At 63.7% G+C, this 21,290-nt stretch carries 22 protein-coding genes and 1 tRNA gene; 16 read left to right on the top strand and 7 right to left on the bottom strand.

Annotated elements, in window-relative coordinates:
- The first annotated feature begins 46 nt into the window (after window positions 1–46).
- Window positions 47–343, top strand: coding sequence for a GNAT family N-acetyltransferase (locus tag K3152_RS11285; RefSeq protein ID WP_221574192.1), 297 nt, complete (start codon window positions 47–49; stop codon window positions 341–343).
- On the opposite strand, the gene K3152_RS11280 is transcribed toward K3152_RS11285, so the two are convergent.
- The 4 genes from K3152_RS11280 to K3152_RS11265 form a co-directional block, all read right to left on the bottom strand.
- On the bottom strand, window positions 340–1,857 hold the full coding sequence (locus K3152_RS11280; RefSeq protein WP_221574191.1) for a PH domain-containing protein: 1,518 nt from the start codon (window positions 1,855–1,857) through the stop codon (window positions 340–342). The two genes, K3152_RS11285 and K3152_RS11280, sit on opposite strands and share 4 nt — an antisense overlap.
- A complete protein-coding gene (locus tag K3152_RS11275) occupies window positions 1,854–2,348 on the bottom strand; it encodes a PH domain-containing protein (protein WP_247713356.1) in 495 nt (164 codons plus the stop codon). The genes K3152_RS11280 and K3152_RS11275 overlap by 4 nt, the downstream gene beginning before the upstream one ends.
- A 31-nt stretch (window positions 2,349–2,379) precedes the next feature.
- Complete coding sequence (locus K3152_RS11270; protein WP_221574190.1) at window positions 2,380–3,549, bottom strand: acyl-CoA dehydrogenase family protein; 1,170 nt, start codon at window positions 3,547–3,549, stop codon at window positions 2,380–2,382.
- A 332-nt stretch (window positions 3,550–3,881) separates the two neighbouring features.
- Window positions 3,882–3,956 (bottom strand) — tRNA-Thr (locus tag K3152_RS11265).
- Between the two features lie 114 nt (window positions 3,957–4,070).
- On the opposite strand from K3152_RS11265, the gene K3152_RS11260 reads away from it, so the two are divergent.
- From K3152_RS11260 to K3152_RS11220, 9 genes are all read left to right on the top strand, one after another.
- On the top strand, window positions 4,071–4,214 hold the full coding sequence (locus K3152_RS11260; RefSeq protein WP_221574189.1) for a hypothetical protein: 144 nt from the start codon (window positions 4,071–4,073) through the stop codon (window positions 4,212–4,214).
- 134 nt (window positions 4,215–4,348) lie between these two features.
- Window positions 4,349–5,035, top strand: a complete 687-nt coding sequence (gene gpmA / locus K3152_RS11255) for a 2,3-diphosphoglycerate-dependent phosphoglycerate mutase (RefSeq protein WP_221574188.1) — start codon at window positions 4,349–4,351, stop codon at window positions 5,033–5,035.
- A gap of 1 nt (window position 5,036) precedes the next feature.
- Window positions 5,037–5,531, top strand: a complete 495-nt coding sequence (gene purE, locus K3152_RS11250; RefSeq protein ID WP_221574187.1) for a 5-(carboxyamino)imidazole ribonucleotide mutase — start codon at window positions 5,037–5,039, stop codon at window positions 5,529–5,531.
- Window positions 5,531–6,598 (top strand): 5-(carboxyamino)imidazole ribonucleotide synthase, encoded by a 1,068-nt coding sequence (locus K3152_RS11245; protein WP_221574186.1) that lies wholly within the window; start codon window positions 5,531–5,533, stop codon window positions 6,596–6,598. Before purE ends, K3152_RS11245 begins: the two co-directional genes overlap by 1 nt.
- Window positions 6,595–7,086 carry a dihydrofolate reductase gene (locus K3152_RS11240; protein WP_221574185.1) on the top strand — a complete coding sequence of 164 codons (492 nt, stop codon included), beginning with the start codon at window positions 6,595–6,597 and terminating at the stop codon, window positions 7,084–7,086. The genes K3152_RS11245 and K3152_RS11240 overlap by 4 nt, the downstream gene beginning before the upstream one ends.
- Entirely contained in the window at window positions 7,083–8,024 is a 942-nt protein-coding gene (locus K3152_RS11235) for a bifunctional riboflavin kinase/FAD synthetase (protein WP_221574184.1), read from the top strand. Before K3152_RS11240 ends, K3152_RS11235 begins: the two co-directional genes overlap by 4 nt.
- Window positions 8,017–10,893: an isoleucine--tRNA ligase gene (ileS, locus tag K3152_RS11230; RefSeq protein ID WP_221574183.1), complete on the top strand. Its 2,877-nt coding sequence runs from the start codon at window positions 8,017–8,019 to the stop codon at window positions 10,891–10,893. The genes K3152_RS11235 and ileS overlap by 8 nt, the downstream gene beginning before the upstream one ends.
- Before the next feature lies 1 nt (window position 10,894).
- On the top strand, window positions 10,895–11,440 hold the full coding sequence (gene lspA / locus K3152_RS11225; RefSeq protein WP_221574182.1) for a signal peptidase II: 546 nt from the start codon (window positions 10,895–10,897) through the stop codon (window positions 11,438–11,440).
- Window positions 11,440–11,850, top strand: coding sequence for a DUF3035 domain-containing protein (locus K3152_RS11220; RefSeq protein WP_221574181.1), 411 nt, complete (start codon window positions 11,440–11,442; stop codon window positions 11,848–11,850). The genes lspA and K3152_RS11220 overlap by 1 nt, the downstream gene beginning before the upstream one ends.
- Before the next feature lie 292 nt (window positions 11,851–12,142).
- On the opposite strand, the gene K3152_RS11215 is transcribed toward K3152_RS11220, so the two are convergent.
- Window positions 12,143–13,468, bottom strand: coding sequence for a hemolysin family protein (locus K3152_RS11215; RefSeq protein ID WP_221574180.1), 1,326 nt, complete (start codon window positions 13,466–13,468; stop codon window positions 12,143–12,145).
- 169 nt (window positions 13,469–13,637) lie between these two features.
- Between K3152_RS11215 and K3152_RS11210 the strand changes: the two genes are divergently transcribed.
- The gene (locus K3152_RS11210; RefSeq protein WP_221574179.1) at window positions 13,638–14,336 is read left to right on the top strand and encodes a YiaD family glycine zipper/OmpA-like lipoprotein; all 699 of its coding nucleotides are present in this window, start codon (window positions 13,638–13,640) and stop codon (window positions 14,334–14,336) included.
- 80 nt (window positions 14,337–14,416) lie between these two features.
- On the opposite strand, the gene K3152_RS11205 is transcribed toward K3152_RS11210, so the two are convergent.
- Complete coding sequence (locus tag K3152_RS11205; protein WP_221574178.1) at window positions 14,417–15,199, bottom strand: 3'(2'),5'-bisphosphate nucleotidase CysQ; 783 nt, start codon at window positions 15,197–15,199, stop codon at window positions 14,417–14,419.
- 123 nt (window positions 15,200–15,322) lie between these two features.
- Here K3152_RS11205 and sucC point away from each other — a divergent pair, with 123 nt between their 5' ends.
- Window positions 15,323–16,522: an ADP-forming succinate--CoA ligase subunit beta gene (gene sucC / locus K3152_RS11200; RefSeq protein ID WP_040964818.1), complete on the top strand. Its 1,200-nt coding sequence runs from the start codon at window positions 15,323–15,325 to the stop codon at window positions 16,520–16,522.
- A 60-nt stretch (window positions 16,523–16,582) separates the two neighbouring features.
- Here sucC and K3152_RS11195 read toward each other — a convergent pair whose 3' ends face one another.
- Window positions 16,583–17,455, bottom strand: a complete 873-nt coding sequence (locus K3152_RS11195) for a DUF6265 family protein (protein ID WP_221574177.1) — start codon at window positions 17,453–17,455, stop codon at window positions 16,583–16,585.
- A gap of 202 nt (window positions 17,456–17,657) precedes the next feature.
- Between K3152_RS11195 and K3152_RS11190 the strand changes: the two genes are divergently transcribed.
- The 4 genes from K3152_RS11190 (at window position 17,658) to K3152_RS11175 (ending at window position 21,288) form a co-directional block, all read left to right on the top strand.
- Window positions 17,658–18,404, top strand: a complete 747-nt coding sequence (locus K3152_RS11190; protein ID WP_221574176.1) for an electron transfer flavoprotein subunit beta/FixA family protein — start codon at window positions 17,658–17,660, stop codon at window positions 18,402–18,404.
- 27 nt (window positions 18,405–18,431) lie between these two features.
- Entirely contained in the window at window positions 18,432–19,361 is a 930-nt protein-coding gene (locus K3152_RS11185) for an electron transfer flavoprotein subunit alpha/FixB family protein (protein WP_221574175.1), read from the top strand.
- A 102-nt stretch (window positions 19,362–19,463) separates the two neighbouring features.
- Complete coding sequence (locus K3152_RS11180; protein WP_221574174.1) at window positions 19,464–20,360, top strand: energy transducer TonB; 897 nt, start codon at window positions 19,464–19,466, stop codon at window positions 20,358–20,360.
- A 10-nt stretch (window positions 20,361–20,370) separates the two neighbouring features.
- Window positions 20,371–21,288, top strand: coding sequence for an energy transducer TonB (locus K3152_RS11175; protein WP_221574173.1), 918 nt, complete (start codon window positions 20,371–20,373; stop codon window positions 21,286–21,288).
- The last annotated feature ends 2 nt before the right edge of the window (window positions 21,289–21,290 follow it).

The raw sequence follows: 21,290 nt of genomic DNA, 5'->3' as shown, positions 1-21,290 counted from the left end.
CTCTAGCCGCCAATGCGTTCGAAAGACAGCAAGGAAAGAAAAGAACATGGGTATCGCAGAACTGGAAATAGAACGTCGCGACAGGGTCACTCATGGAGACTATGTTGCGAAATTGGAAAAAAGCGACAGCGTTGCCAAGCTAAGCTGGACCGACCGCGGGGGCGTGCGTCATGCCGAACACACCTACGTCCCGCCGCAAGCCCGTGGAAAGGGCGTGGCCGAGCAATTGGTCAAGGCCATGATCTCCGACGCACGCCAGCACGGATTCAAGATTGCGCCCGACTGCTCCTATGTCGAACGCTATTTCGACCGGCACAAGGATCTGGCCAACCTGCGCGCCTAGGAGCCGCTTCTCTCGAGCAGTTCGCCGAAGTCGTTGCGGGCCATGCTCTCGCACAACGCCTTGCGCCACGCATAGGCCTCCTCGACCGGCATGCCGTGTATACGCAGTCGCCCGCCGGCAAGTCCAAGGTGAAGGCTCGCATAGCCACGCAGGCGGGCAATCGGGCCTTGAGAAACCTCGACCGACTGCAGCTTCACGCGCGAGGCGATGGCGAGGCTGGAAGTGAACCAGCCGTGGCGCGAATAGAGCTGCCGTTCGCCCAGCGCCCGCCAGGCATTGCGCCAGCCCCACCACTGGTCGAGCATGACGAATGCGAGGCTGCCTAAGGGGGCGAGCCACAACCAGCTCTCGCCGATGATTGCCGTTACGAGGGTCGCGGGCAGCAGCAAGAGCGCCGCCAGCACCACCTTGTCGGTGCGGTAGCGTTTGAGCGCCCGCTCCCATTGCAAATCGGCGGGCGGCAGCGCGAAGCCCGTCACACCCACGACCGGCGCGATTTCCTCCATCTGGCCGAAGGGTACGGCATCGTGATTCGCCGCCCCGCTGTCGCTGGCGAGGCTGATGACCTTGAGGCCGTGCCAGCCGAAGTGACGGCGCAGGAATCCGGTCTCCAGACGCAGCGCTTGGACGCGGCGGACGGGCATGACGAGGTCGGTCCGCGTCAGCAGCCCGCGCCGCCTGCGCAGGCCCTTGGCAGTCTGTTCGAGGCGGAAATTCCATTCTCGCAAGCTTGTACGCACGAGACCGGTCGCGACCCCAACCGCGCCCAGTGTGAGCAGGGCGGCAGCGACTCCGACGACCTGCGCCAGCGCGCCGAGCCCGGCAAGCCACTGGCCCGGTCCGGCAAGGCGCTGCTCCCATTCCTCGATATCCCACAGGTCGAACGGCAGGAGAAAATCGAATTGTTGCGCCAGACCGGCCAGCACGGCGACCACCGCGAGCGAAAATTCGAACAGGCCAAAGGTGAGGACACGCTTCGGACCCATGGTGAAGAGCGGTGTGGCTTCTTCGACCGAAGCCTTCTCGGCCCCATCCGCGACCATGACCTCGTCTTCCTGGCGGCTGCGGACCAATTCGCGCAGCCGTTCGCCCTCCGCCTCGGAGAGATAGGTGAGCGACAAATCGTCCTTGCCGCCCGCGCCGGTCTCGAATTTCACCTCGACGAGGCCGAACAGGCGCGGGAGCAGTTTCTGCTCGAGGCTGACATCCTGGATGCGCTCGTAGGGCACCGAGCGCGCGGCGCGCGACAACACACCGCTCTCGACGCGAATGTCGCTGTCGCCGACGGTGTAGGTCAGCCGCGTCCACTGGAGGTAGGCGACCAGCACATTGAACAGGATGAGCGCGACGACAAAGGGCGCGGCCCACGCCAGCTTGCCCGACAGCTCGCCATCGTCGAAAACCGTTACCGCCGCCACACCGAGCGGGATGACCAGCTGCGCGAGCATCGTTGCGGCGCGCACGAGGAAGCCCTTGGGGTCGGTGCGCCGCGCGCCTGTGTCCACGTCGTTCATTGCGTATCGCGGCGGATGGCGGCGCGGATGTCCTCGCGCATCGCCAGCGCATCCTCATGCGCAAGGCCGGGCAGCGAAACCGAGGCATTGTGTGAGCCTGCTGTATGCACCGTCAGCGTCGCCAGCCCGAAGCCGCGCTCGAGGGGCCCTTGGTCGACGTCGATATGCTGGACACGGCCGAAGGGGACAACGGTATCCGAATGGAACAGCACCCCGCGCACCACGCGCAGGCGCTCCTCGGCGAGCGAGTAGCCGCGCGTCGCATAGCGGCGCATCGGCAAGTAAAGCACGATATAGGCGATAACGAGCACTGCAGGCACCCACACCACGCCGGTCCAGCCGTCGATGGCGAATTCGGAAATGGTGGCGGCGATGAACAGCCCGAAGGCGACGATTGCTGCTACGGTCCGCATCAGCGTCTTGTAGCGCGGGTCCAGCGGGGTCAGTTTTTCCGGCGCGCTGGCGCTCGGAGTATCGTGTGTCTCGTCCATACCGCCTTACCTATGCAAGACAGCGCGCGCGTCAACGCCTTTGGTCGAAGCGCCGCCCGACGATGGCCGCCGCGATATTGGTTTTCTGCACATCGGTGGTCCCGCCCGCGATGCCCCAGGCAAAACCGTCGCGCACGCGCTGCTCCATGCCGTATTCCTTGTGATAGCCGTAGCCGCCCATCACCTGCATGCCGTTGGCGGTTACGCTGCGGACGATTTCATTAGCAAAGCACTTGGCGGTCGAGCTTTCATAGACGCTCGGAAGGCCGTCTTCATTGTGTTCGGCATTGGCAGCGGCGCGGTAGATGAGGAGGCGCGCGGCCTCGACCTGCATCGCCATCTCTGCCAGCCGCATCTGCACCGCCTGGAAATCGACGATGGGCTTGCCGAAAGCGGTCCGCTCCTGGACATATTCGGTCGCCTGTTCGAGCGCGGCGGCGGCAAGGCCGAGCGATTGCGTCGCATTCCCGCAGCGTTCCAGGCCGAAGGCGCTCATCAGCTTACCGAACCCGCCCGCGGGCACGATGAGGTTCTCGCGCGGGACCATTACGCTGTCGAAGGTGATGTCACGAGTGTCGATACCGCGGAAGCCCATCAATTGCTCGCGCTGGCCGAAGGAAACGCCTTCCATCGCCTTGTCGACCAGCAGCGCGCCGATGCCCTTCGCACCGGGCGCATCCGAGAGGCGGGTATATACGACATAGTAGCGCGCATGCCCTGCGCCCGAGGTCCAGCGCTTGTTGCCATCGAGGACAAAGTGGTCGCCCTCGTCGCGCGCACGGGTGGAAAGATCGGTGAGCGCGGTCCCTGCATCTGGCTCGGACATCGACACCGCCACCGTCGATTCGCCGCTGACTACCTCGGGAATTATCCGCGCCTTTAGTGCGTCCGAGCCGAACCGCTCGATAGTGCGTGCAGGACCCACCAGCGCCTCGAAAATAGGAAAGGCGACCGCGTTGGAAATCATCGCGAACTGCTCGAGCACCAGCAGCGCCTCGAGATGGCCGAGCCCCAGCCCGCCATACTGCTCGGGCAAGTTCACCCCGAGAAACCCCATCTCGCCATACCGCCGCACCATGTCGGCAGGCACACAGAAGTCCTTCTCCTCCATCTCGCGCGCGAGGTCCGGCAATTCCTTGCGCGCAAAGCTCCGCGCAGCATCCCGAAGCTCGCGCTGTTGGTCGGTAAGGCGGAAATCCATCGATGTCTCCTCTTGTTGCGAGGGGTGCCGTCCTGAGAACGCTGGCGCAAGGGGAGAGGTTTGAGTTTTTGTTTTTCGAACCGGCCTCCGTCGGTTCGTCCTCGCTAGACGTGCAGCAAGCTGCACCCGCTGCGGGCGGGCGGTCGCCCTTGCGGTCCGCTGGTCGCGGACCGAGACATCGCCAGATAGGCTGACCTGTTCTTGGTCACGGCAGTCAGAGGCCGACTGGCCGACCGCAGGTGCTCGACGCGGCACGCGTCGAAACAGCGCCGAGGACGCTCGCACGGAGGTGCGAGCGAAACGCCAAGAAAACCATTTTTTCTTCAAAAAAATGGTGCTGCTGGGGAGGATTGAACTCCCGGCCTCACCCTTACCAAGGGTGCGCTCTACCACTGAGCTACAGCAGCACATGCTGCCCGTCGGTGTTACCGATGGGGTGGAGGCGCGCGCTATTGGCAGACGCGGCGGATAAGTCAACCTTCGCTTGCCCCGTAAAGCGAAATTCGCAAAAGGAATGCGTCATGAGCGCCGCAAACGACAAGATGACACGCGAGGAACGCCTCGCCGCGAAACTTCGTGAGAACCTGCGCCGCAGGAAAACCCAGACCCGCGAAATGCGCGAATCGGGCGCAGACGGGGTTTCCAAGCCAGATTCGGAACGCTAACGCGCACTGCCTATAGTTATCCCGCTTGTGCGGGGATGCGGTGCCAGCCCACTCCCCCACCCGGCCACCCAAACAGTATCGTGCCGTGGGTGGCCGGGTGGGGGAGCGGGCCGGAGCCGAAAACGGGAGCGAATATGTCGAAGCTGATCCTCGTTCGCCACGGCCAGAGCGAGTGGAACCTCGCCAACCGTTTCACCGGCTGGTGGGATGTCGACCTCACCGAAAAGGGCGAAGCAGAAGCACGCGAGGCCGGACGGCTGATGAAGGCCAAAGGCGTGCTGCCCACCACCGCCTTCACCTCGCTCCAGAAACGCGCCATCAAGACGCTCAACCTCGCACTCGAAGAATGCGACCGGCTGTGGATCCCGGTGACCCGCGACTGGCACCTGAACGAGCGCCATTATGGCGGCCTCACCGGCCTCGACAAGCAGCAGACGCGCGACAAACATGGCGACGAGCAGGTCCACATCTGGCGCCGCAGTTTCGACGTTCCGCCGCCCGAAATGGAGCGCGGCAGCGAGTTCGACCTGTCGGACGACCCGCGCTACGCAGGTATCGACGTACCGCTGACCGAGAGCCTCAAGCTCACCATCGAGCGGGTGCTGCCTTACTGGGAGGAGGCGATCCTCCCGCTGCTGGGCAAGGGCGAGACGGTCATTATCTCAGCCCACGGCAATTCGCTGCGCGCGCTGGTGAAGCACTTGTCGAACATCTCAGATGACGAGATTACCGGCCTCGAAATCCCGACCGGCCAGCCCATCGTCTACGAATTCGACAGCACGACGCCCAAGGGCGAACGCTATTACCTGAAGGACGCGTAAGATGGCTCAAGGGGGAGGAGCAAAGGTCGCAATCGTTATGGGCAGCCAGTCGGACTGGTCCACGATGAAATGCGCCGCCGAGGTGCTGGCGGAACTGGGCGTCGAGACCGATGTCCGCATCGTGTCAGCCCATCGCACGCCCGACCGGATGTACGACTTCGCCAAGGCCGCCGAGAGTGAAGGCTTTCAGGTCATCATCGCAGGCGCAGGTGGCGCGGCGCATCTGCCGGGCATGATTGCCGCACTGACCCACGTGCCGGTGCTCGGCGTGCCGGTGCAGTCGAAGGCGCTTTCGGGACAGGACAGCCTGCTCTCCATCGTCCAGATGCCCGCCGGTGTTCCCGTGGGCACGCTCGCCATCGGCGAGGCAGGCGCGACCAATGCAGGCCTCTTCGCAGCCGCCATTCTCGCCAACAATGATGCCGGCCTTTCGCAGCGCCTCAAGGACTGGCGACAGGCGCGCTGCGACGCCGTGACCGAGAGGCCCGAAGACTGATGCTCAAACGCGGGTCCACCATCGGTATCCTCGGTGGCGGCCAGCTTGGCCGGATGATGGCCATGAGCGCCGCGCAATTGGGCTATCGCACAATCGGCTATGCGCCCGAAGGCGACAATGTCAGCCACAGCGTGAACGACGAATTCATCAGCGCCGGGTGGGACGACGAAACTGCCCTCGCCGCTTTTGCGGAGCGCTGCGATGTGGTGACATGGGAATTCGAGAACGTCCCCGTCGACACCGCCCGCGCCATTCCGCAGGCCAAGATTTTCCCCGACCCGCTCGCGCTCGAAACCGCGCAGGACCGGCTGAACGAAAAGCGCTTCATCGAGGGTCTCGGCGGCAGGCCCGCAGCCTATGCCAAGTGCGATTCGGGCTATGACCTCGAAAGCGCGGTGGACCGGCTGGGTGCACCCGGCATCCTCAAGACCCGCCGCGACGGATACGACGGCAAGGGCCAGTGGCGCATCATGTCGGTGCACGAGGCCTCCGCGCTGAAATTCCCCGATGCACCCTGCGTCTACGAAGGCTTTGTCGAATTCGACGCCGAATTTTCGGTCATCCTCGTGCGCAGCCAGGAAGGCGAAATCCGTTTCTGGGATTCGACCCGCAATGTGCATGAGGGCGGTATCCTCTCCGCCTCGCATTATCCGGCCACCAAGGAAATCGATGCGCAGGTCGCCGAAGCGCGCGAGCTGGCGCGCAAGGTGGCCGATGCGCTGAAATATGTCGGTGTGCTGACGCTCGAATTCTTCGCCACGCACGGAGGGCCCGTGTTCAACGAGATGGCGCCGCGGGTGCACAATTCGGGCCACTGGACCATTGAGGGCGCAGCCACGAGCCAGTTCGAGAACCACATCCGCGCCGTCGCCGGGCTGCCGCTGGGCGACACCCGCACCACCGCTGCGCGGGTGGAAATGCGCAACATCCTCGGCAGCGATATCGAGGAGGCGCACCGCCACCTCTCCGATTCGCGCGCGCACCTGCACGACTACGGCAAGGCCGAGGCGAAAGAGGGGCGCAAGATGGGCCACCTCACGCTGGTCTCGCGCGACACCCGCGGATGAGCCTGTTCCTCATCTACGCCCGCGCCGCCAATGGCGCGATCGGCAAGGAAGGCCGCCTGCCATGGCACCTCCCCGCCGACTTGAAGCGCTTCAAGGCGCTGACGATGGGCAGCCCGATGATCATGGGCCGCAAGACCTTCGAGAGCCTGCCCGGCCTCCTGCCCGGTCGCCGCCACATCGTGCTCACGCGGCGCGAGCGCTGGGATTCGACCGGCGCAGAAGTGGTGCGCTCGGTCGAGGAAGCCCTCGCCAAGGCGGGCGAAGGCGACATCGCGGTCATCGGCGGCGCGGCGATTTTCGACGTTTTCATGCCGCTTGCCGAGAAAATCGAACTCACCGAAATCCACCGCGATTTCGACGGCGACGTCTTCATGCCCCCGCTCGGCCCCGAATGGGAAATTGCCGGGCGCGAGGATTTCGAGGCGGAAGGCGACAGGCCGTCCTATTCCTTCCTCACCTACACCCGCATCGGGGAACCAGCCGCGTGAGGTTCCTCGACCACCGCGACCCGCTGCCCGAGAGCCTGCGCGGCGCCATCATCGCGCTCGGCAATTTCGACGGGTTCCACCTCGGCCACCAGGCGGTGGCGAAGGAAGCCATCGACTGGGCGCGCGCCGAGGGTCGGCCCTCCATCATCGCCACCTTCGACCCGCATCCGGTGCGCTTCTTCAAGCCCGATGCCGAGCCGTTCCGGCTGACCACGCTCGAACAGCGGCAGGAACTCTACCTTGCCGCCGGGGCCACCGCGATGCTGGTATTCCATTTCGACGGCGAGCTGGCCGGAACGACGGCGGAAGATTTCGTCCGCGTGTTGCTTGCTGAAAAGCTCGGCGCGAAGGGCGTCGTCACCGGGGGCGATTTCACCTTCGGCAAGGCGCGCGGCGGAAATTTCGAGCGGCTGGTCGAACTTGGCCGCGAGGTCGGCATCGAAGCGCGCGCGGTCGAGCCGGTGATGGACGGCGGCGAGGCGGTCTCCTCCAGCCGCGTGCGCGAGGCCCTGCGCGACGGCGACCCGCAGGAGGCTGCGCGCCTCCTCACCCGCCCCTTCGCGATTCGCGGCGTGGTCGAACATGGCGACAAGCGCGGCCGTACCATCGGCTACCCCACCGCCAACCTTTCCATCGAGAGCTACCTGCGCCCGAAATACGGCATCTACGCCGTCACGGGCCGCATCCTCTCGACCGGGCAAGAGCTGCAGGGCGCGGCCAATATCGGCGTGCGCCCGCAGTTCGAACCACCCAAGGAACTGCTCGAACCCTATTTCTTCGATTTCTCCGGCGACCTCTACGGTCAGGAAATCGAAGTCGCCTTCCACCACTTCCTGCGCGGTGAGGCGAAGTTCGCTTCCCTCGATGATTTGGTCGCGCAGATGGAGAAAGATTGCGAGAAAGCGCGCCATCTTCTAAGCGCGCGCGGCAATGACTGAACAGCGCGATTACAGAGACACGGTCTTCCTTCCCAAGACCGATTTTCCCATGAAGGCCGGCCTCCCCGCAAAGGAGCCGAAGATCCTTGCGCGCTGGCAGGAAGAAAACCTCTATGAAGAGCTGCGCGAGAGCCGCAAGGACCGCGAGAAGTTCATCCTTCACGACGGCCCGCCCTACGCCAATGGCGACATGCATATCGGCCATGCGCTGAACCGTATCCTCAAGGACATGGTGGTGCGTTCGCAGACGCTGCTTGGCAAGAATGCGCCTTTCGTGCCCGGCTGGGACTGCCACGGCCTGCCGATCGAGTGGAAGGTAGAGGAACAGTTTCGCAAGAAGAAGCGCGACAAGAACGCGATTCCGCCAAGCGAATTCCGCGCCGAATGCCGCGCCTATGCGCAGAAATGGGTCGATGTTCAGCGCGAACAGCTCAAACGCCTCGGCCTGATGGCGGATTTCGACAATCCGTACCTCACCATGCAGTTTGAAAGCGAGGCGACCATCGTTGCCGAGCTGATGAAGTTCGCCGAGGCCGGAAACCTCTATCGCGGATCGAAGCCGGTGATGTGGTCGCCGGTCGAAGAAACCGCGCTGGCCGAGGCCGAGGTCGAATACGAGGATATCACCTCGACCCAGATCGACGTGGCGTTCGAGATCGTGGAATCGCCGATTAAGGAACTGGTCGGCGCGCATGCGGTAATCTGGACCACCACGCCGTGGACGATCCCGGTGAACCAAGCTTTGGCCTATGGACCGGATGTCGATTACGTTCTTATCGAAGCGCTCGACGATAATGTCGAACCCATCGGTCGTTATCTAGTAGCCACCGAACTTTCTGAAGCATTTCAGGAGCGACTTCACGCAGCTGGACTTTGTGCGAAAGCGAACGCCGTCAGCGACTTTTACTTAGGCTCCGACCTCGCCGGAACCGTCGCGCGTCACCCGATGCACCATCTCGGCGGGTTCTACGCGAAGCCCCGTCCGCTGCTGGCGGGCGATTTCGTCACCACCGACAGCGGAACGGGCCTTGTCCATATGTCGCCCGACCATGGCGAGGACGACTTCCTGCTTTGCCGCGAGCACGGCATCGAGCCGGTTTTCGCGGTCATGGGCGACGGGCGCTATCGCGAGGACTGGGAATGGCTTGGCGGCAGCGACGACCGCCGCCGCGCGGTGATCAACAAGGCGTTCAATTCGCCCGACGGGCCGATCTGTTCGGACCTGCGCGAAGCAGGCGCGCTGCTTTCGGCCAGCGACGACTACGCACACTCCTATCCGCATTCGTGGCGCTCCAAGGCCAAGGTCATCTACCGCTGCACGCCGCAGTGGTTCGTGCCGATGGACAAGCCGCTCGACACGGGCGACTTCGATGTCGCCGTGCCCGAAGGCTTTGGCGCCGCTGTCGCCATGGCCACAAGCAAGGACCACTCGACCTTGCGCGAAATCGCCATGCGCGAAATCGAGCGGGTGAAGTTCTATCCCGAAAAGGGCCGCCGCCGCATCGGCTCGATGGTCGAGGGCCGTCCCGACTGGGTGCTCTCCCGCCAGCGCGCATGGGGCGTGCCGATCACGCTCTTCGTCCGCAGCGACGGCACCTATCTGCAAGATCCGCAGGTCAACGCCCGCGTGGTCGCAGCGGTGCGCGAACAGGGCGTCGATGCCTGGGACGAATCTCGCAAGGCCGAGTACCTTGGCGCCGCCCACGATCCGGCAGAATTCGAAATGGTCACCGACATTCTCGACGTCTGGTTCGATTCGGGCTGCACCCACGCCTTCACTCTCGAAGGCGACCGCTGGCCCGAACAGCGCTGGCCTGCCGACCTCTATCTCGAAGGCAGTGACCAGCATCGCGGCTGGTTCCAGTCGAGCCTGCTCGAAAGCTCCGCCACCCGCGGGCGCGCGCCCTATGACGCGGTGCTGACCCACGGCTTCACCATGGCGAGCGACGGCAAGAAGATGTCGAAGAGCCTCGGCAACACCATCGACCCGCTGAAGGTGATGGAGCAGTACGGCGCCGACATCATCCGCCTCTGGGCATTGAGCGTCGACTTCACCGAAGACCACCGAATCGGCGATGAAATCCTCAAGGGCGTGGGCGACCAGTACCGCCGCCTGCGCAACACTTTCCGCTACCTGCTCGGCGCGCTCGACGGTTTCGTCGGCGACATGGGCGATGCGGGCGAGATTCCCGGACTGGAAGTCTATGTCCTTGCGCTGCTGGCGGACCTCGACGGCAAGCTGAAGAAGGCGCTCGAAGAGTACGACTTCAACACCTACACGCGCCTGCTGGTCGATTTCTGCAACGAGGACCTCTCGGCCTTCTACTTCGATATCCGCAAGGACACGCTTTATTGCGACGGTCCGGATTCGACGCGCCGCAACGCCTATCGCACCGTGCTCGACCTCCTGTTCCACGCCCTCGTACGCTATGCCGCGCCGGTGCTGGTGTTCACGGCTGAAGAGGTCTGGACCACGCGCTATCCCGATGGCGGCAGCGTCCATTTGCTCGACTGGCCGCCGGTCCCCGGTGTCACCGCCGACGGGGCGCGCTGGGACAAGCTGCGCGCGCTGCGCGAGCGCGTGACCGAAGCCATCGAACCGCTGCGCCGCGACAAGACCATCCGCTCCAGCCTCGAGGCCGATGTGGTGGTCCCTGCCAGCGCCGTGCCCGAGGGCTTTACCGACGAAGACCTCGCCGAGCTGTTCATCACCGCGTCAGTGACGCGCGGCGATGAGGACACTGTGAAAGTCTCGCGCACCGATGAACACAAATGCGGCCGTTGCTGGCGTCTGCTGCCTTCCGTTGCGGAAGACGGCGCGCTGTGCGACCGCTGCGAACCCGTTGTCGCCCAGATGGATGCTGCCTGACATGAATCCGCTTCTTCGCATGCGCCTGATTGGCGTTGTCGTGGCTTTTGTCATCTATGCCGTGGACCAGTATGTGAAATGGCTCATGGTCGAACCGCTGCAGCTGCGCCAGAAAGGCGTCATCGACCTGCTGCCCTTCTTCGATTTGCGCTGGACGCAGAATTTCGGCGTTTCGATGGGCATGTTCGAGGCGGACAGTTTCGAATCGCGCTGGATACTGGTCGGCGTGACCGCGCTCATCGCGCTGGTGGTGACCGTCTGGATGTTCCGCGAGAAGACGTGGGGCGATATCCTCGGCCTGTCGCTCATCCTCGGCGGCGCGCTGGGCAACATCAAGGACCGCTATGAACTCGGCTATGTCATCGACTATGCCGACTTCCACATCGGGGAATTCCGCCCCTTCCTCATCTTCAACATTGCCGATGCAGCGATTACCATCGGCGTCCTGATAATCCTTGCCCGCGCCTTCTTCATGCGCGACAAGGACGACGAAGAGGTCGACGACCTCATGCAAGGCAAGCCGGCAGACGCCGCGGAGAGCAAGTAATGAACACCATCGCCCGTATCGCCCTTCTTGGCGCCACCACCAGCATGCTGGCCGCATGTGGCAGCGGCGGTTTCCTCAACCGTGACCGTCCGGACGAGTTCGCCGTGCAGCGCCAGGCCCCGCTGGTGGTCCCGCCCGATTTCAACCTCGTGCCGCCGGCTCCCGGCGCTCCGCGCCCGGCAGAAGGTTCGGCTGCCGAGCAGACTTTGGAAGCACTCTTCGGCGGCCCTGCACAGCGCAGCTCTGTCGAAACCAGCGCGCTCGACCGCGCCGGTGCAGCCGAGGCGGGCATCCGCTCCTCGGTCGGTTCGGAAGAAACCAACACGGTCGCCAAGGGCACCGTGGTCCGCGACATCATCGCGGCCCCCGAGGGTGACGGCGCATCGGCACAGGCCGTGATACCCGGCTAATCGCCGGGGATCACTTTCTCTTGTTTTAAGAGCCCGCCTCCGCGGGCTCATCCTCGGTGCTGTTTCGACGCGTGTCCGCGTCGAGCACCTGCGGGCGCGCGGTCGCGCTTGCCGGGCCTCCGCCGGCCCGGTTTTGGCGCGACGCTACCAGAATTCGGGTATGCCCTTGGTCACGGCAGTCATAGGGCGACCGCCCGCCCGCAGCGGGTGCAGCTTGCTGCACGTCTAGCGAGGACGAACCGACGGAGGTCGGTTCGAAAAACAAAAACCCTAGAGCCACTACGCCCGCAGTCTAGTCGCCCGAGACGTCATCGTCCTTCGCAGGCCCCACTGCGCTTACCAGGACCTTATCGATCCGGCGCTCGTCGAGGTCGACCACTTCGAAGCGCCAGCCCTGTTCCTCGAACCACTCGCCCTCGGCAGGGAGCTTTTTCAGCACCGCGAGGCAGAAACCTGCCACCGTGGCGAACTCGCGGTCGTCGCCATAGTCCAGCGCCAACCGGTCGGCGAGTGCGTCGGCACTGAGCGAACCTGCCACCAGCAGCGAACCATCGTCGCGCTCTACGATACCGGGGGTATCGTCGGGGTCCTGGTCGCTGGCGAAATCGCCGACCAGAGCAGTGAGGAGGTCCACCGGGGTCACGATGCCGTCGAGGTGGCCGTATTCGTCATGCACCATCGCCATGGCGATATCGGCCTGTTGCAGCACGCGCAGCGCGTCGACCGCGTCGAGCTGGTCGGGGACGACCTCCGCCTTGGTCATCAGCGCCTCGAGCTGCACGCCCTCGCCTGCCAGCAAGACCCCCAGCACCTCGCGCACCCGCACGAGGCCGAGCACCTTGTCGGGCGAGCCATCCGCCACCGGCCAGACCGAATGCGGGCTTTCCTCGAGCAGCGCGCGAATCGCGGCCTCGCCGGCGTTCACATCGATCCAGTCGACATCGGTACGCGGCGTCATCACCTCGCGCACCGGACGCTGTGCGAGGCGGACCACGCCCGCGAGCATCTGGTGCTGTTCGCTTTCGATAACGCCGGTATTGGTCGCTTCGGCGAAAAGCATGTGCAGCTCTTCCGCCGTTACCGAACTCTGCCCGCCAGGCTTGACCCCAAGCAGCCGTATCAAGGCGCCCGAGCTGGCGTCGAGCAGCCACACAAGCGGCGCGGCGACCCTCGCGAGAAGCGCCATCGGCCGCGACATGGTGACCGCAATCGGCACGGCTGCGCGCAGGGCGACCTGCTTGGGCACCAGCTCGCCGACCACGAGGCTGAAATAGGTCGTCAGCGCGATGACCAGCGCGAAACCGGCCTCGGCTGCCCAATCCGCCGGTACCCCGATGGCTTCGAGCCGCTCGCCCACCGGCCCGCCGAGGCTCGCGCCCGAATAGGCACCCGCCACGATGCCCACCAGCGTGATACCGATTTGCACGGTAGAGAGAAATCTACCCGGGTCCTCAGCCAGCTCGATGGCGGTCCTGGCCCCCGCGCTGCCCGCGCTCGCTGCGGTGCGCAGCTTGCCCGTGCGCGCGGAGACGATGGCCAGCTCGCTCATGGCGAAGACGCCGTTGAGCAGGATGAGCCCGGCAATGATGAGCAGGTCGGTCCAGGGAAAGGGTGTCACAAGCCTTTCGCTAGCACAATTCTGCGCCGCTGCCAGCGCTTCTCGGAACAGGCTGTGAATTCACGTGTTTGATACTCCCAGAGACGCTGGTGGGCGCGTCCCAAGGCACTCGGGCGGGTCAGGGGCAGGAGCCCTCTGCCAGCCCGGCTCGCAAAAAAGGGAATAGAACATGACAAAATCACGGATTTTCCTCGCAGGCTTTTCGGCAGTCGCCCTCATGGGCACCTCGGCCTGCGTGACCGACCCGAATACGGGTGAGAAGAAGGTTTCGCGCACCGTGCTCGGCGGTGTCGGCGGCGCGGTTGCCGGCGGCCTGCTCGGCGGCGTCATCGGCGGCAAGACCGGACGTATCATCGGCGCAGCAGCCGGCGGTGCGGCAGGCGGCTATGTCGGCTATCGCATGGACCAGCAGATCAAGGAACTGAAGGAACAGACCGCCGGTTCGGGTGTCGACGTGAGCGAAGTCGACGGCGGTGAAGCCATCCTCGTCAACCTCCCCGATGGCGTGACCTTCGCCACCGGCAGCGCCACGATCAACTCGACCTTCCGCGCGACGCTCAACAATGTCGCGGCCAGCCTGATCCAGTATCCCAACAGCCTCGTCGACGTATACGGCTATACCGACACGACCGGTTCGACCGAACTCAACCAGCGCCTGTCCGAGCAGCGCGCGCAGGCGGTTGCCAACTACCTTATCGGCCAGGGCGTGAGCTCCTCGCGTATCCGCTGGCAGGGCTATGGCGAACAGTACGAACACCTCAAGGTGAAGACGGCCGACGGCGTGAACGAGCCGCTCAACCGCCGCGTCGAAATCAAGATCATCCCCTTCGACCAAGAAGATGTCGAAGCGGCGCAGGCCAACCAGTAAGCCTGCAAGATCGAACAGTCGCAGAAAGAAGGGGCCGGGTCACTCCGGTCCCTTTTTTCGTGCCCCAGTCTTTTCGGGCCCTAGTCGCGTGCGAGCGAGTTCGCGCGTTCGGAAAGATGCTCGACCGTGGCGGCGTGAATACCCGGCGCGCTGGCGATGACGCCGAAGGCTCGCGGGTCGCGCTTGTTGTAGTTGAGCTTGCGACCGAAGCTGTCTGAGATTGCCGCCCCTGCCTCGCGGGCAATGAGACCAGCAGCCGCGATATCCCACTCGTAGCCCCAGCGCAGCGTCGCCACGAGGTCGGCGCGGTCGTCGGCGACCATGGCGATGCGCAGGGCGATGGAATTGGGCTGCTCGACCCTGGTGAGCATGCGGTCCTGCTTCATCAGGTCTGCCGCCGGGACGCGGGCGCCTGCGAACTCCTGGCGCGTCGAGGCCGAAATGCGCGTACCGTTGAGCGTCGCGCCCTGCCCCGCCACTGCCTGCCACACCTCGCCGCGCGCAGGCGCGCAGAGCGTACCGATGAGCGGCCGTCCGGCGCTGATGAGCGCTACCGAGACTGCCCAGCCCTTGCGGCCGCGGATGAAATCGCGCGTGCCGTCGACCGGGTCGACCAGCCAGATGAGGTCGCGCTCCAGCCGGTCGGGATTATCGACCGTCTCTTCGGACAGCCAGCCGGCAGACGGCAGCAAGGCTCCCAGTTCGCGCTTCAGGAAGGCATCGACTGCAAGATCCGCCTCGCACACCGGGCTGCCGGGGGTCTTCTCCCACGAATCGAGCTCGGCGCCTGCTCCGGGCCACAGGCCGAGCGCTATCTCGCCGGCGTGGCCGACGATGAATTCGAGGCGTTTGCTGTCAATCATGGAAGTGATGGTCGCCCTGCACCCGAAACCCGCTCTTTTCAAGAAGGCCTACGTATGCTTATGCGCGCATCGACTCCCTACCCCCCAAACGCGCGAGCCATGCGCGAAGGAATAGCGACCGACATGAACATCCACGAATACCAGGCCAAGGAACTCCTCGCGAAATACGGCATCGCCGTTCCCGCAGGACACGCAGCAATGACCGTCGAAGAGGCAGTCGCAGGCGCGAAGCAGCTTCCCGGGCCGCTCTATGTCGTGAAAGCGCAGATCCACGCCGGTGGCCGCGGCAAGGGCAAGTTCAAGGAACTCGGCCCCGATGCCAAGGGCGGCGTCCGCCTGTCGAAGAGCATCGAGGACGTCGAAGCCAACGCAAAGGAAATGCTCGGCAACACGCTGGTGACCATCCAGACCGGCGATGAGGGCAAGCAGGTCAACCGCCTCTACGTAACCGACGGTGTCGACATCGAGAAGGAATACTACCTGTCCATGCTCGTCGATCGCGCTACCGGCCAGGTCGCGATGATCGCTTCGACCGAAGGCGGCATGGACATCGAGGACGTCGCGCATGAGACGCCCGAGAAGATCACCACCATCACCATCGACCCGGCGCAGGGCTTCATGCCCCACCACGGCCGCGCGGTGGCCTTCGCGCTCAAGCTGACGGGCGACACCAACAAGCAGGCACAGAAGCTCGCCAAGCAGCTTTACACCGCCTTCATGGACCTCGACATGGAAATGCTCGAGATCAACCCGCTGGTGGAAGACAAGGAAGGTAATCTCCTCGTCCTCGACACCAAGATGAGCTTCGACGGCAATTCGCTCTATCGCCACAAGGACGTGGAAGCGATGCGCGACGAGACCGAGGAAGACCCGGCCGAAGTCGAAGCAAGCGAATACGACCTTGCCTACATCAAGCTCGACGGTAACATTGGCTGCATGGTCAACGGCGCAGGCCTTGCCATGGCGACGATGGACATCATCAAGCTGAATGGCGCGTTCCCCGCCAACTTCCTCGACGTGGGCGGCGGCGCGACGACCGAGAAGGTCACCGCGGCGTTCAAGATCATCCTCAAGGATCCGGCGGTCGAGGGTATCCTCGTCAACATCTTCGGCGGCATCATGCGCTGCGACACCATCGCGGAAGGCATCGTGGTTGCTGCGAAGGAAGTCGACCTCGACGTGCCGCTGGTGGTTCGCCTCGAAGGCACCAATGTCGAGAAGGGCAAGGAAATCCTCGCCAACTCGGGCTTGCCGATCGTACCGGCCGACGACCTGGGCGACGCCGCCCGTAAGATCGTGGCCGAGGTGAAGAAGGCGGCCTGAGCGCCCCTTCCAGACAGGTAGAAAGGCCGTGCCGGCTTCGTGTTGGCGCGGCCTTTTCCTTTACGGCGTGGTCTTCGGCTCTGGCAGGACGGGCGGCGTGCTGTCCATGTAGGTGAGCCAGTTGCTCCAGATTGTCAGTGTACGGTTGTCGGTCATGGAGATACTGCAGGTCAGCCCCATCACGCCGCGGATCGTGCCCTCCTTCCAGTCTTCGTAGACCGCCCCGCATTCCGCATCGCGATAGGCGAGGAAGGCCGCATCGCTGGCCTCGATTTCCTTCGCCAGCTCCGGCCGGTCGGCGTTTAGCTCGATTGCCTTTGCGAGATAGGCCTCGCGCCGTTCATCAGCGCGGGCAAGCACGCCGGCGTAGCATTCGTTCATATCGGAGGTAGTCATGGCGTCTGGGCAACGTTGTGGGTGGTCCGGGCCAAGCGCGTCGAAGCGAAATACCAGCTCCCCGCCTGACTGCATTCGAACTGCGGCCAGGATGCCCTCGCCCGGAAAGTTGGGATTGCGACACTTCAGCGTGAGCGCATGGAAATAGGCCGCGCAGTCCTCCACCGCGATGAGGCGGAAGGTCAGCATGCCGTCCTTCTCCTCCCATCCGGTAAGGTCGGCGTTGAAGTGCTTGAGGCGCAGCACCAGCGTGCCCTCCTCCTCCATGAGATAGAGATGTTCCGTGAAGCGGATTGCGCCCTCGGCGGTCTCCTGCACGAAGATTCCCACCATGGTGCCTCCGCTCGGGGGCAGCCAGCTCTCCATCGCGGGCGCCCCGCCAATTCCAGTTCCCACCCATTGGCCGATCAGCCAGTCCATTTGCCCGAGAGTAGCGAGAGGCGGAACATGATCTTCGGGAGCGACACGCGTTTCCTGAGCGGCAAGCACGCTCGCCGAAAGGGCGATCGGCCCTGCAATCATCATCCAGCCGCGCATCGCAAACCTCCCGTCTGACACGCGAAACTATTCGCCTCGCGAACCATAGTAAAGAAGAGTGGCCCGGCGCGCTTGACCTGCGGTTTTCCGCAGGCGAGGGAGCGGGACAAGCAATGCGAATTCCGGCCCGCCTCGCTTGACGTTTACGTAAACGCAAGCTAGGCGGGCGCCACAGTTTCTTATCGAGAGGAAGGTAACCCCCATGAAAATCCTCGTCCCCGTCAAGCGGGTGATCGATTACAACGTAAAACCGCGCGTGAAGGCCGATGGCTCGGGCGTGGACCTTGCCAACGTCAAGATGAGCATGAACCCCTTCGACGAAATCGCCGTCGAGGAAGCCATCCGCATCAAGGAAGCCGGCAAGGCGGAAGAAATCGTTGCCGTCTCCATCGGCCCGGCAAAGGCGCAGGAAACGCTGCGCACCGCACTCGCCATGGGTGCAGACCGCGCGATCCTCGTTGAAACCGACGACGAAGTCGAACCGCTTGCCGTCGCGAAGATCCTCAAGGCCATTGCCGAAGAGGAAAACCCGGGCATCGTGATGCTCGGCAAGCAGGCAATCGACGACGATTCGAACCAGACCGGCCAGATGCTCGCTGCCCTCATGGGCCGTCCGCAGGGCACCTTCGCCAACACCGTCGAAGTCGACGGTGACAGCGTTACGGTGAAGCGCGAAGTCGATGGCGGTCTCGAAACCGTGAAGCTGACGCTTCCGGCCATCGTCACCACCGACCTTCGTTTGAACGAGCCGCGCTATGCTTCGCTGCCGAACATCATGAAGGCGAAGAAGAAGCCGCTCGATACCAAGAGCCCGTCCGATTACGGCGTCGACACCGCGCCGCGCCTCAAGACCACCAATGTCTCCGAACCGCCGGTTCGCCAGGCTGGTGAAAAGGTCGAGGACGTCGATGCGCTGGTCGCCAAGATCAAAGCGCTCGGCATCGCGTAAGAACCCGGACTGGAAAGGAACAGAACTATGAAAACTCTCGTCTGGGTCGAACACGACAATGCCGAGATGAAGGACGCAACGCTGGCTGCAGTCACTGCGGCGAGCAAGCTGGGCGAAGTCCACCTGCTGGTTGCAGGTTCGGGCTGCCGCGCGGTTGCCGAACAGGCCGCCAAGGTCGCGGGCGTGGGCAAGGTCCACCTCGCCGACGATGCAGCCTACGAGCACGCGCTGGCAGAGAACGTCGCCCCGCTCATCGCCGATCAGATGGGCCACCACGATGCTTTTGTCGCGCCCGCCACCACCACCGGCAAGAACATCGCCCCGCGCGTCGCAGCGTTGCTCGACGTGATGCAGGTGTCGGACATCCTCTCGGTCGAAGGCGACAAGACCTTCACCCGCCCGATTTACGCCGGCAACGCCATTGCGACCGTCGAAAGCTCGGATGAAAAGCTCGTCATCACTGTGCGCGGCACGGCCTTCGACAAGGCCGCGACCGAAGGCGGTTCGGGCGAAATCGAGGAAATCTCGGGCCCTGCCGACGCTGGCATCTCCAGCTTCGTCAGCCAGGAAATCGCCGAGAGCGACCGTCCCGAACTCACCAGCGCCAAGGTCATTGTTTCGGGTGGCCGCGCGCTGAAGGACGGCGAAACCTTCGAGCAGATCATCACGCCCCTGGCGGACAAGCTCGGCGCAGGCATCGGCGCATCGCGCGCCGCAGTCGATGCGGGCTACGTGCCCAACGACTACCAGGTCGGCCAGACCGGCAAGATCGTGGCTCCGGAAGTCTACATCGCCATCGGCATCTCGGGCGCGATCCAGCACCTTGCCGGCATGAAGGATTCCAAGACCATCATCGCCATCAACAAGGACGAAGACGCCCCGATCTTCCAGGTCGCGGACATCGGCCTCGTGGCGGACCTGTTCAAGGCAGTGCCGGAGCTGACCGAAAAGCTCTAACTATCCAATGAAATTGTAAATCCCCCAGCTTCCTGTATTTTACCGGAAACAGGGGGATTTTCTTTGCGCCTTTTACCTTTCTTCGCCGCTCTATTTGGCTTGATGGCAGTTCCGGCCACACAAGCTTCGGCTGAAGAGTTCAAATCCAGCAAATATGCGCCGCAAGGCCAGTGGCGGCTCAACACTTCGGGTGACGGCTGCACCATCATCCGCGACTTCGCCTCGGGCGAGAACCGGCTGAAGTTCACGATCCAGCAGGTGCATCCGGGCGCCATCATGCAGTTCGGCATCTTCGGCGACGAGGTCGAAAAGCCTCGCAAGGAAATCAACGCGGGCTTCCTGCCGGCAGATTCGCTGGGCAAATACGACATGTGGGCAAGAGCCGGCGTTGGCGGTCTCGATGGCTTTGTCGTCGCCGGATTTCCCTTCCCCACCCTGGCGAACAAGGCACAACAACAGGACGGCTTCGAAGAGGCCCGGCAGGCCTATCTTGCCCGGATTGAGAAGAGCGAGACCTATTTCGTCCACGGCCTCGCCGATGTCCCGCTCGAACTGGAAACCGGCGCCATGCGCGAGCCCTTCGAGGCGCTGGAGGAATGCAACAAGCAGAAGCTAATCGCCATGGGCATCACCGACGAGGTTGCGCTGGCCCGCAAAAGCGGCCCGAAGCCCCTCGACATGCAGGTCTGGGCGAAAAAGCTGCAGGAAAACTACCCCGCAAAGGCTGCTCGTTCAGCCTGGGACGGCGTGGTCAACATGCGCCTTGTTATCGGCGCGAATGGGCGTGTCGAACATTGCCATGTCATCACCCAGATGACCGCAAAGGTGCTGCGCGACGCCGCGTGCAACGGGATGGTCGAGCACGCCCGTTACACGCCGGCGAAGGATGCTGACGGCAACTCGCTTCGCAGCCTAGTCCTCACCGCAATCCGGTTCACACTGCTCCGGGGCGAAGGCTTCTCCGCCGATGCCCATGGGTTCAAGATCAAGGATGACTAGGGTTCGCATCATGAGCACACGTACACCGAGAATTCTGGTTCTCGCCGCAGCAGCATCGACCACGCTGGTCGCGCCTGGTCTCCATGCGCGAGAGGCCCAACCCGGCCCCGTGCTCAAGCCTTCAAGTCCGTGGCACCTCGACGCGGCCAACGAGAAGTGCAGGCTTGCTCGCGAGTTCGGGGACGGAACTACGAAACACGTCCTGCTGATGGAGCTGGACGAGCCAAGCACCACTGCCGACTTCCTCGTCGCAGGGCCTGCAATCCGCGAAACGAAATGGAGGAAACCGGCAGGTTTCCGGTTCGGCACTCTCGAGCCCGTTTACGAGGAGCGATACAGCAAGGGCTCTTTCGGCGACTACGAGCCAGCCCTCATGACGGTCGAGACATCGCTTTCGGCCCCGGATCAGCGGGGCAAGGATATCGAGTACAACTGGAACGTCGAAAACGCATCCGGCCTTGCGAGCATCCCGACAGAACGATTTGTCGGTCATGAAATGCTGAGCGTCGTTCAGGACGACACGACCATCGTTACCCTGCAACTACCGAACCTCGTCCCGGCGCTCAGAGCGCTCAACCAGTGCGCCGAGAACCTCGTGGAGTTCTGGGGACTCGACCTCGAGCAGCACCGGACCATGCAGCGCGGTCCCGAATGGACCAATTCCAAGGTGGTCATTCGCAGATTTATGTCGGATTATCCCTCCAAGGCGCTGCGGCGCGGCGAACAGGGCTCGGTACGCTTTGTCGTGCTGGTCGATGAGAAGGGCGAGATCATCGAATGCCGCCAGTCGGATGCAACCGAGCTTGAAGCGCTTGATTCGCCGGCTTGCCGCGCCATGGAGCGCGCAAAGTTCGAGCCTGCGCTCGATGCGAACGGCCAGCCCATGCGCTCGTATTACGCGACGAAAATACGGTACGTGCTGCCCTAGGC

Source organism: Qipengyuania polymorpha (assembly GCF_019711435.1).
Taxonomy (GTDB): domain Bacteria; phylum Pseudomonadota; class Alphaproteobacteria; order Sphingomonadales; family Sphingomonadaceae; genus Qipengyuania; species Qipengyuania polymorpha.
Note: the sequence above shows the minus strand (reverse complement) of the source record. Positions and strands in the feature narration are given on the sequence as shown.

Excerpts from the sequence above, each read along its gene's own strand:
- K3152_RS11285 (WP_221574192.1), top strand. The coding sequence starts at position 47 with ATGGGTATCGCAGAACTGGAAATAGAACGTCGCGACAGGGTCACTCAT.
- K3152_RS11280 (WP_221574191.1), bottom strand. The coding sequence starts at position 1,857 with ATGAACGACGTGGACACAGGCGCGCGGCGCACCGACCCCAAGGGCTTC.
- K3152_RS11275 (WP_247713356.1), bottom strand. The coding sequence starts at position 2,348 with ATGGACGAGACACACGATACTCCGAGCGCCAGCGCGCCGGAAAAACTG.
- K3152_RS11270 (WP_221574190.1), bottom strand. The coding sequence starts at position 3,549 with ATGGATTTCCGCCTTACCGACCAACAGCGCGAGCTTCGGGATGCTGCG.
- K3152_RS11260 (WP_221574189.1), top strand. The coding sequence starts at position 4,071 with ATGAGCGCCGCAAACGACAAGATGACACGCGAGGAACGCCTCGCCGCG.
- gpmA (WP_221574188.1), top strand. The coding sequence starts at position 4,349 with ATGTCGAAGCTGATCCTCGTTCGCCACGGCCAGAGCGAGTGGAACCTC.
- purE (WP_221574187.1), top strand. The coding sequence starts at position 5,037 with ATGGCTCAAGGGGGAGGAGCAAAGGTCGCAATCGTTATGGGCAGCCAG.
- K3152_RS11245 (WP_221574186.1), top strand. The coding sequence starts at position 5,531 with ATGCTCAAACGCGGGTCCACCATCGGTATCCTCGGTGGCGGCCAGCTT.
- K3152_RS11240 (WP_221574185.1), top strand. The coding sequence starts at position 6,595 with ATGAGCCTGTTCCTCATCTACGCCCGCGCCGCCAATGGCGCGATCGGC.
- ileS (WP_221574183.1), top strand. The coding sequence starts at position 8,017 with ATGACTGAACAGCGCGATTACAGAGACACGGTCTTCCTTCCCAAGACC.
- lspA (WP_221574182.1), top strand. The coding sequence starts at position 10,895 with ATGAATCCGCTTCTTCGCATGCGCCTGATTGGCGTTGTCGTGGCTTTT.
- K3152_RS11220 (WP_221574181.1), top strand. The coding sequence starts at position 11,440 with ATGAACACCATCGCCCGTATCGCCCTTCTTGGCGCCACCACCAGCATG.
- K3152_RS11210 (WP_221574179.1), top strand. The coding sequence starts at position 13,638 with ATGACAAAATCACGGATTTTCCTCGCAGGCTTTTCGGCAGTCGCCCTC.
- K3152_RS11205 (WP_221574178.1), bottom strand. The coding sequence starts at position 15,199 with ATGATTGACAGCAAACGCCTCGAATTCATCGTCGGCCACGCCGGCGAG.
- sucC (WP_040964818.1), top strand. The coding sequence starts at position 15,323 with ATGAACATCCACGAATACCAGGCCAAGGAACTCCTCGCGAAATACGGC.
- K3152_RS11195 (WP_221574177.1), bottom strand. The coding sequence starts at position 17,455 with ATGCGCGGCTGGATGATGATTGCAGGGCCGATCGCCCTTTCGGCGAGC.
- K3152_RS11190 (WP_221574176.1), top strand. The coding sequence starts at position 17,658 with ATGAAAATCCTCGTCCCCGTCAAGCGGGTGATCGATTACAACGTAAAA.
- K3152_RS11185 (WP_221574175.1), top strand. The coding sequence starts at position 18,432 with ATGAAAACTCTCGTCTGGGTCGAACACGACAATGCCGAGATGAAGGAC.
- K3152_RS11180 (WP_221574174.1), top strand. The coding sequence starts at position 19,464 with ATGGCAGTTCCGGCCACACAAGCTTCGGCTGAAGAGTTCAAATCCAGC.
- K3152_RS11175 (WP_221574173.1), top strand. The coding sequence starts at position 20,371 with ATGAGCACACGTACACCGAGAATTCTGGTTCTCGCCGCAGCAGCATCG.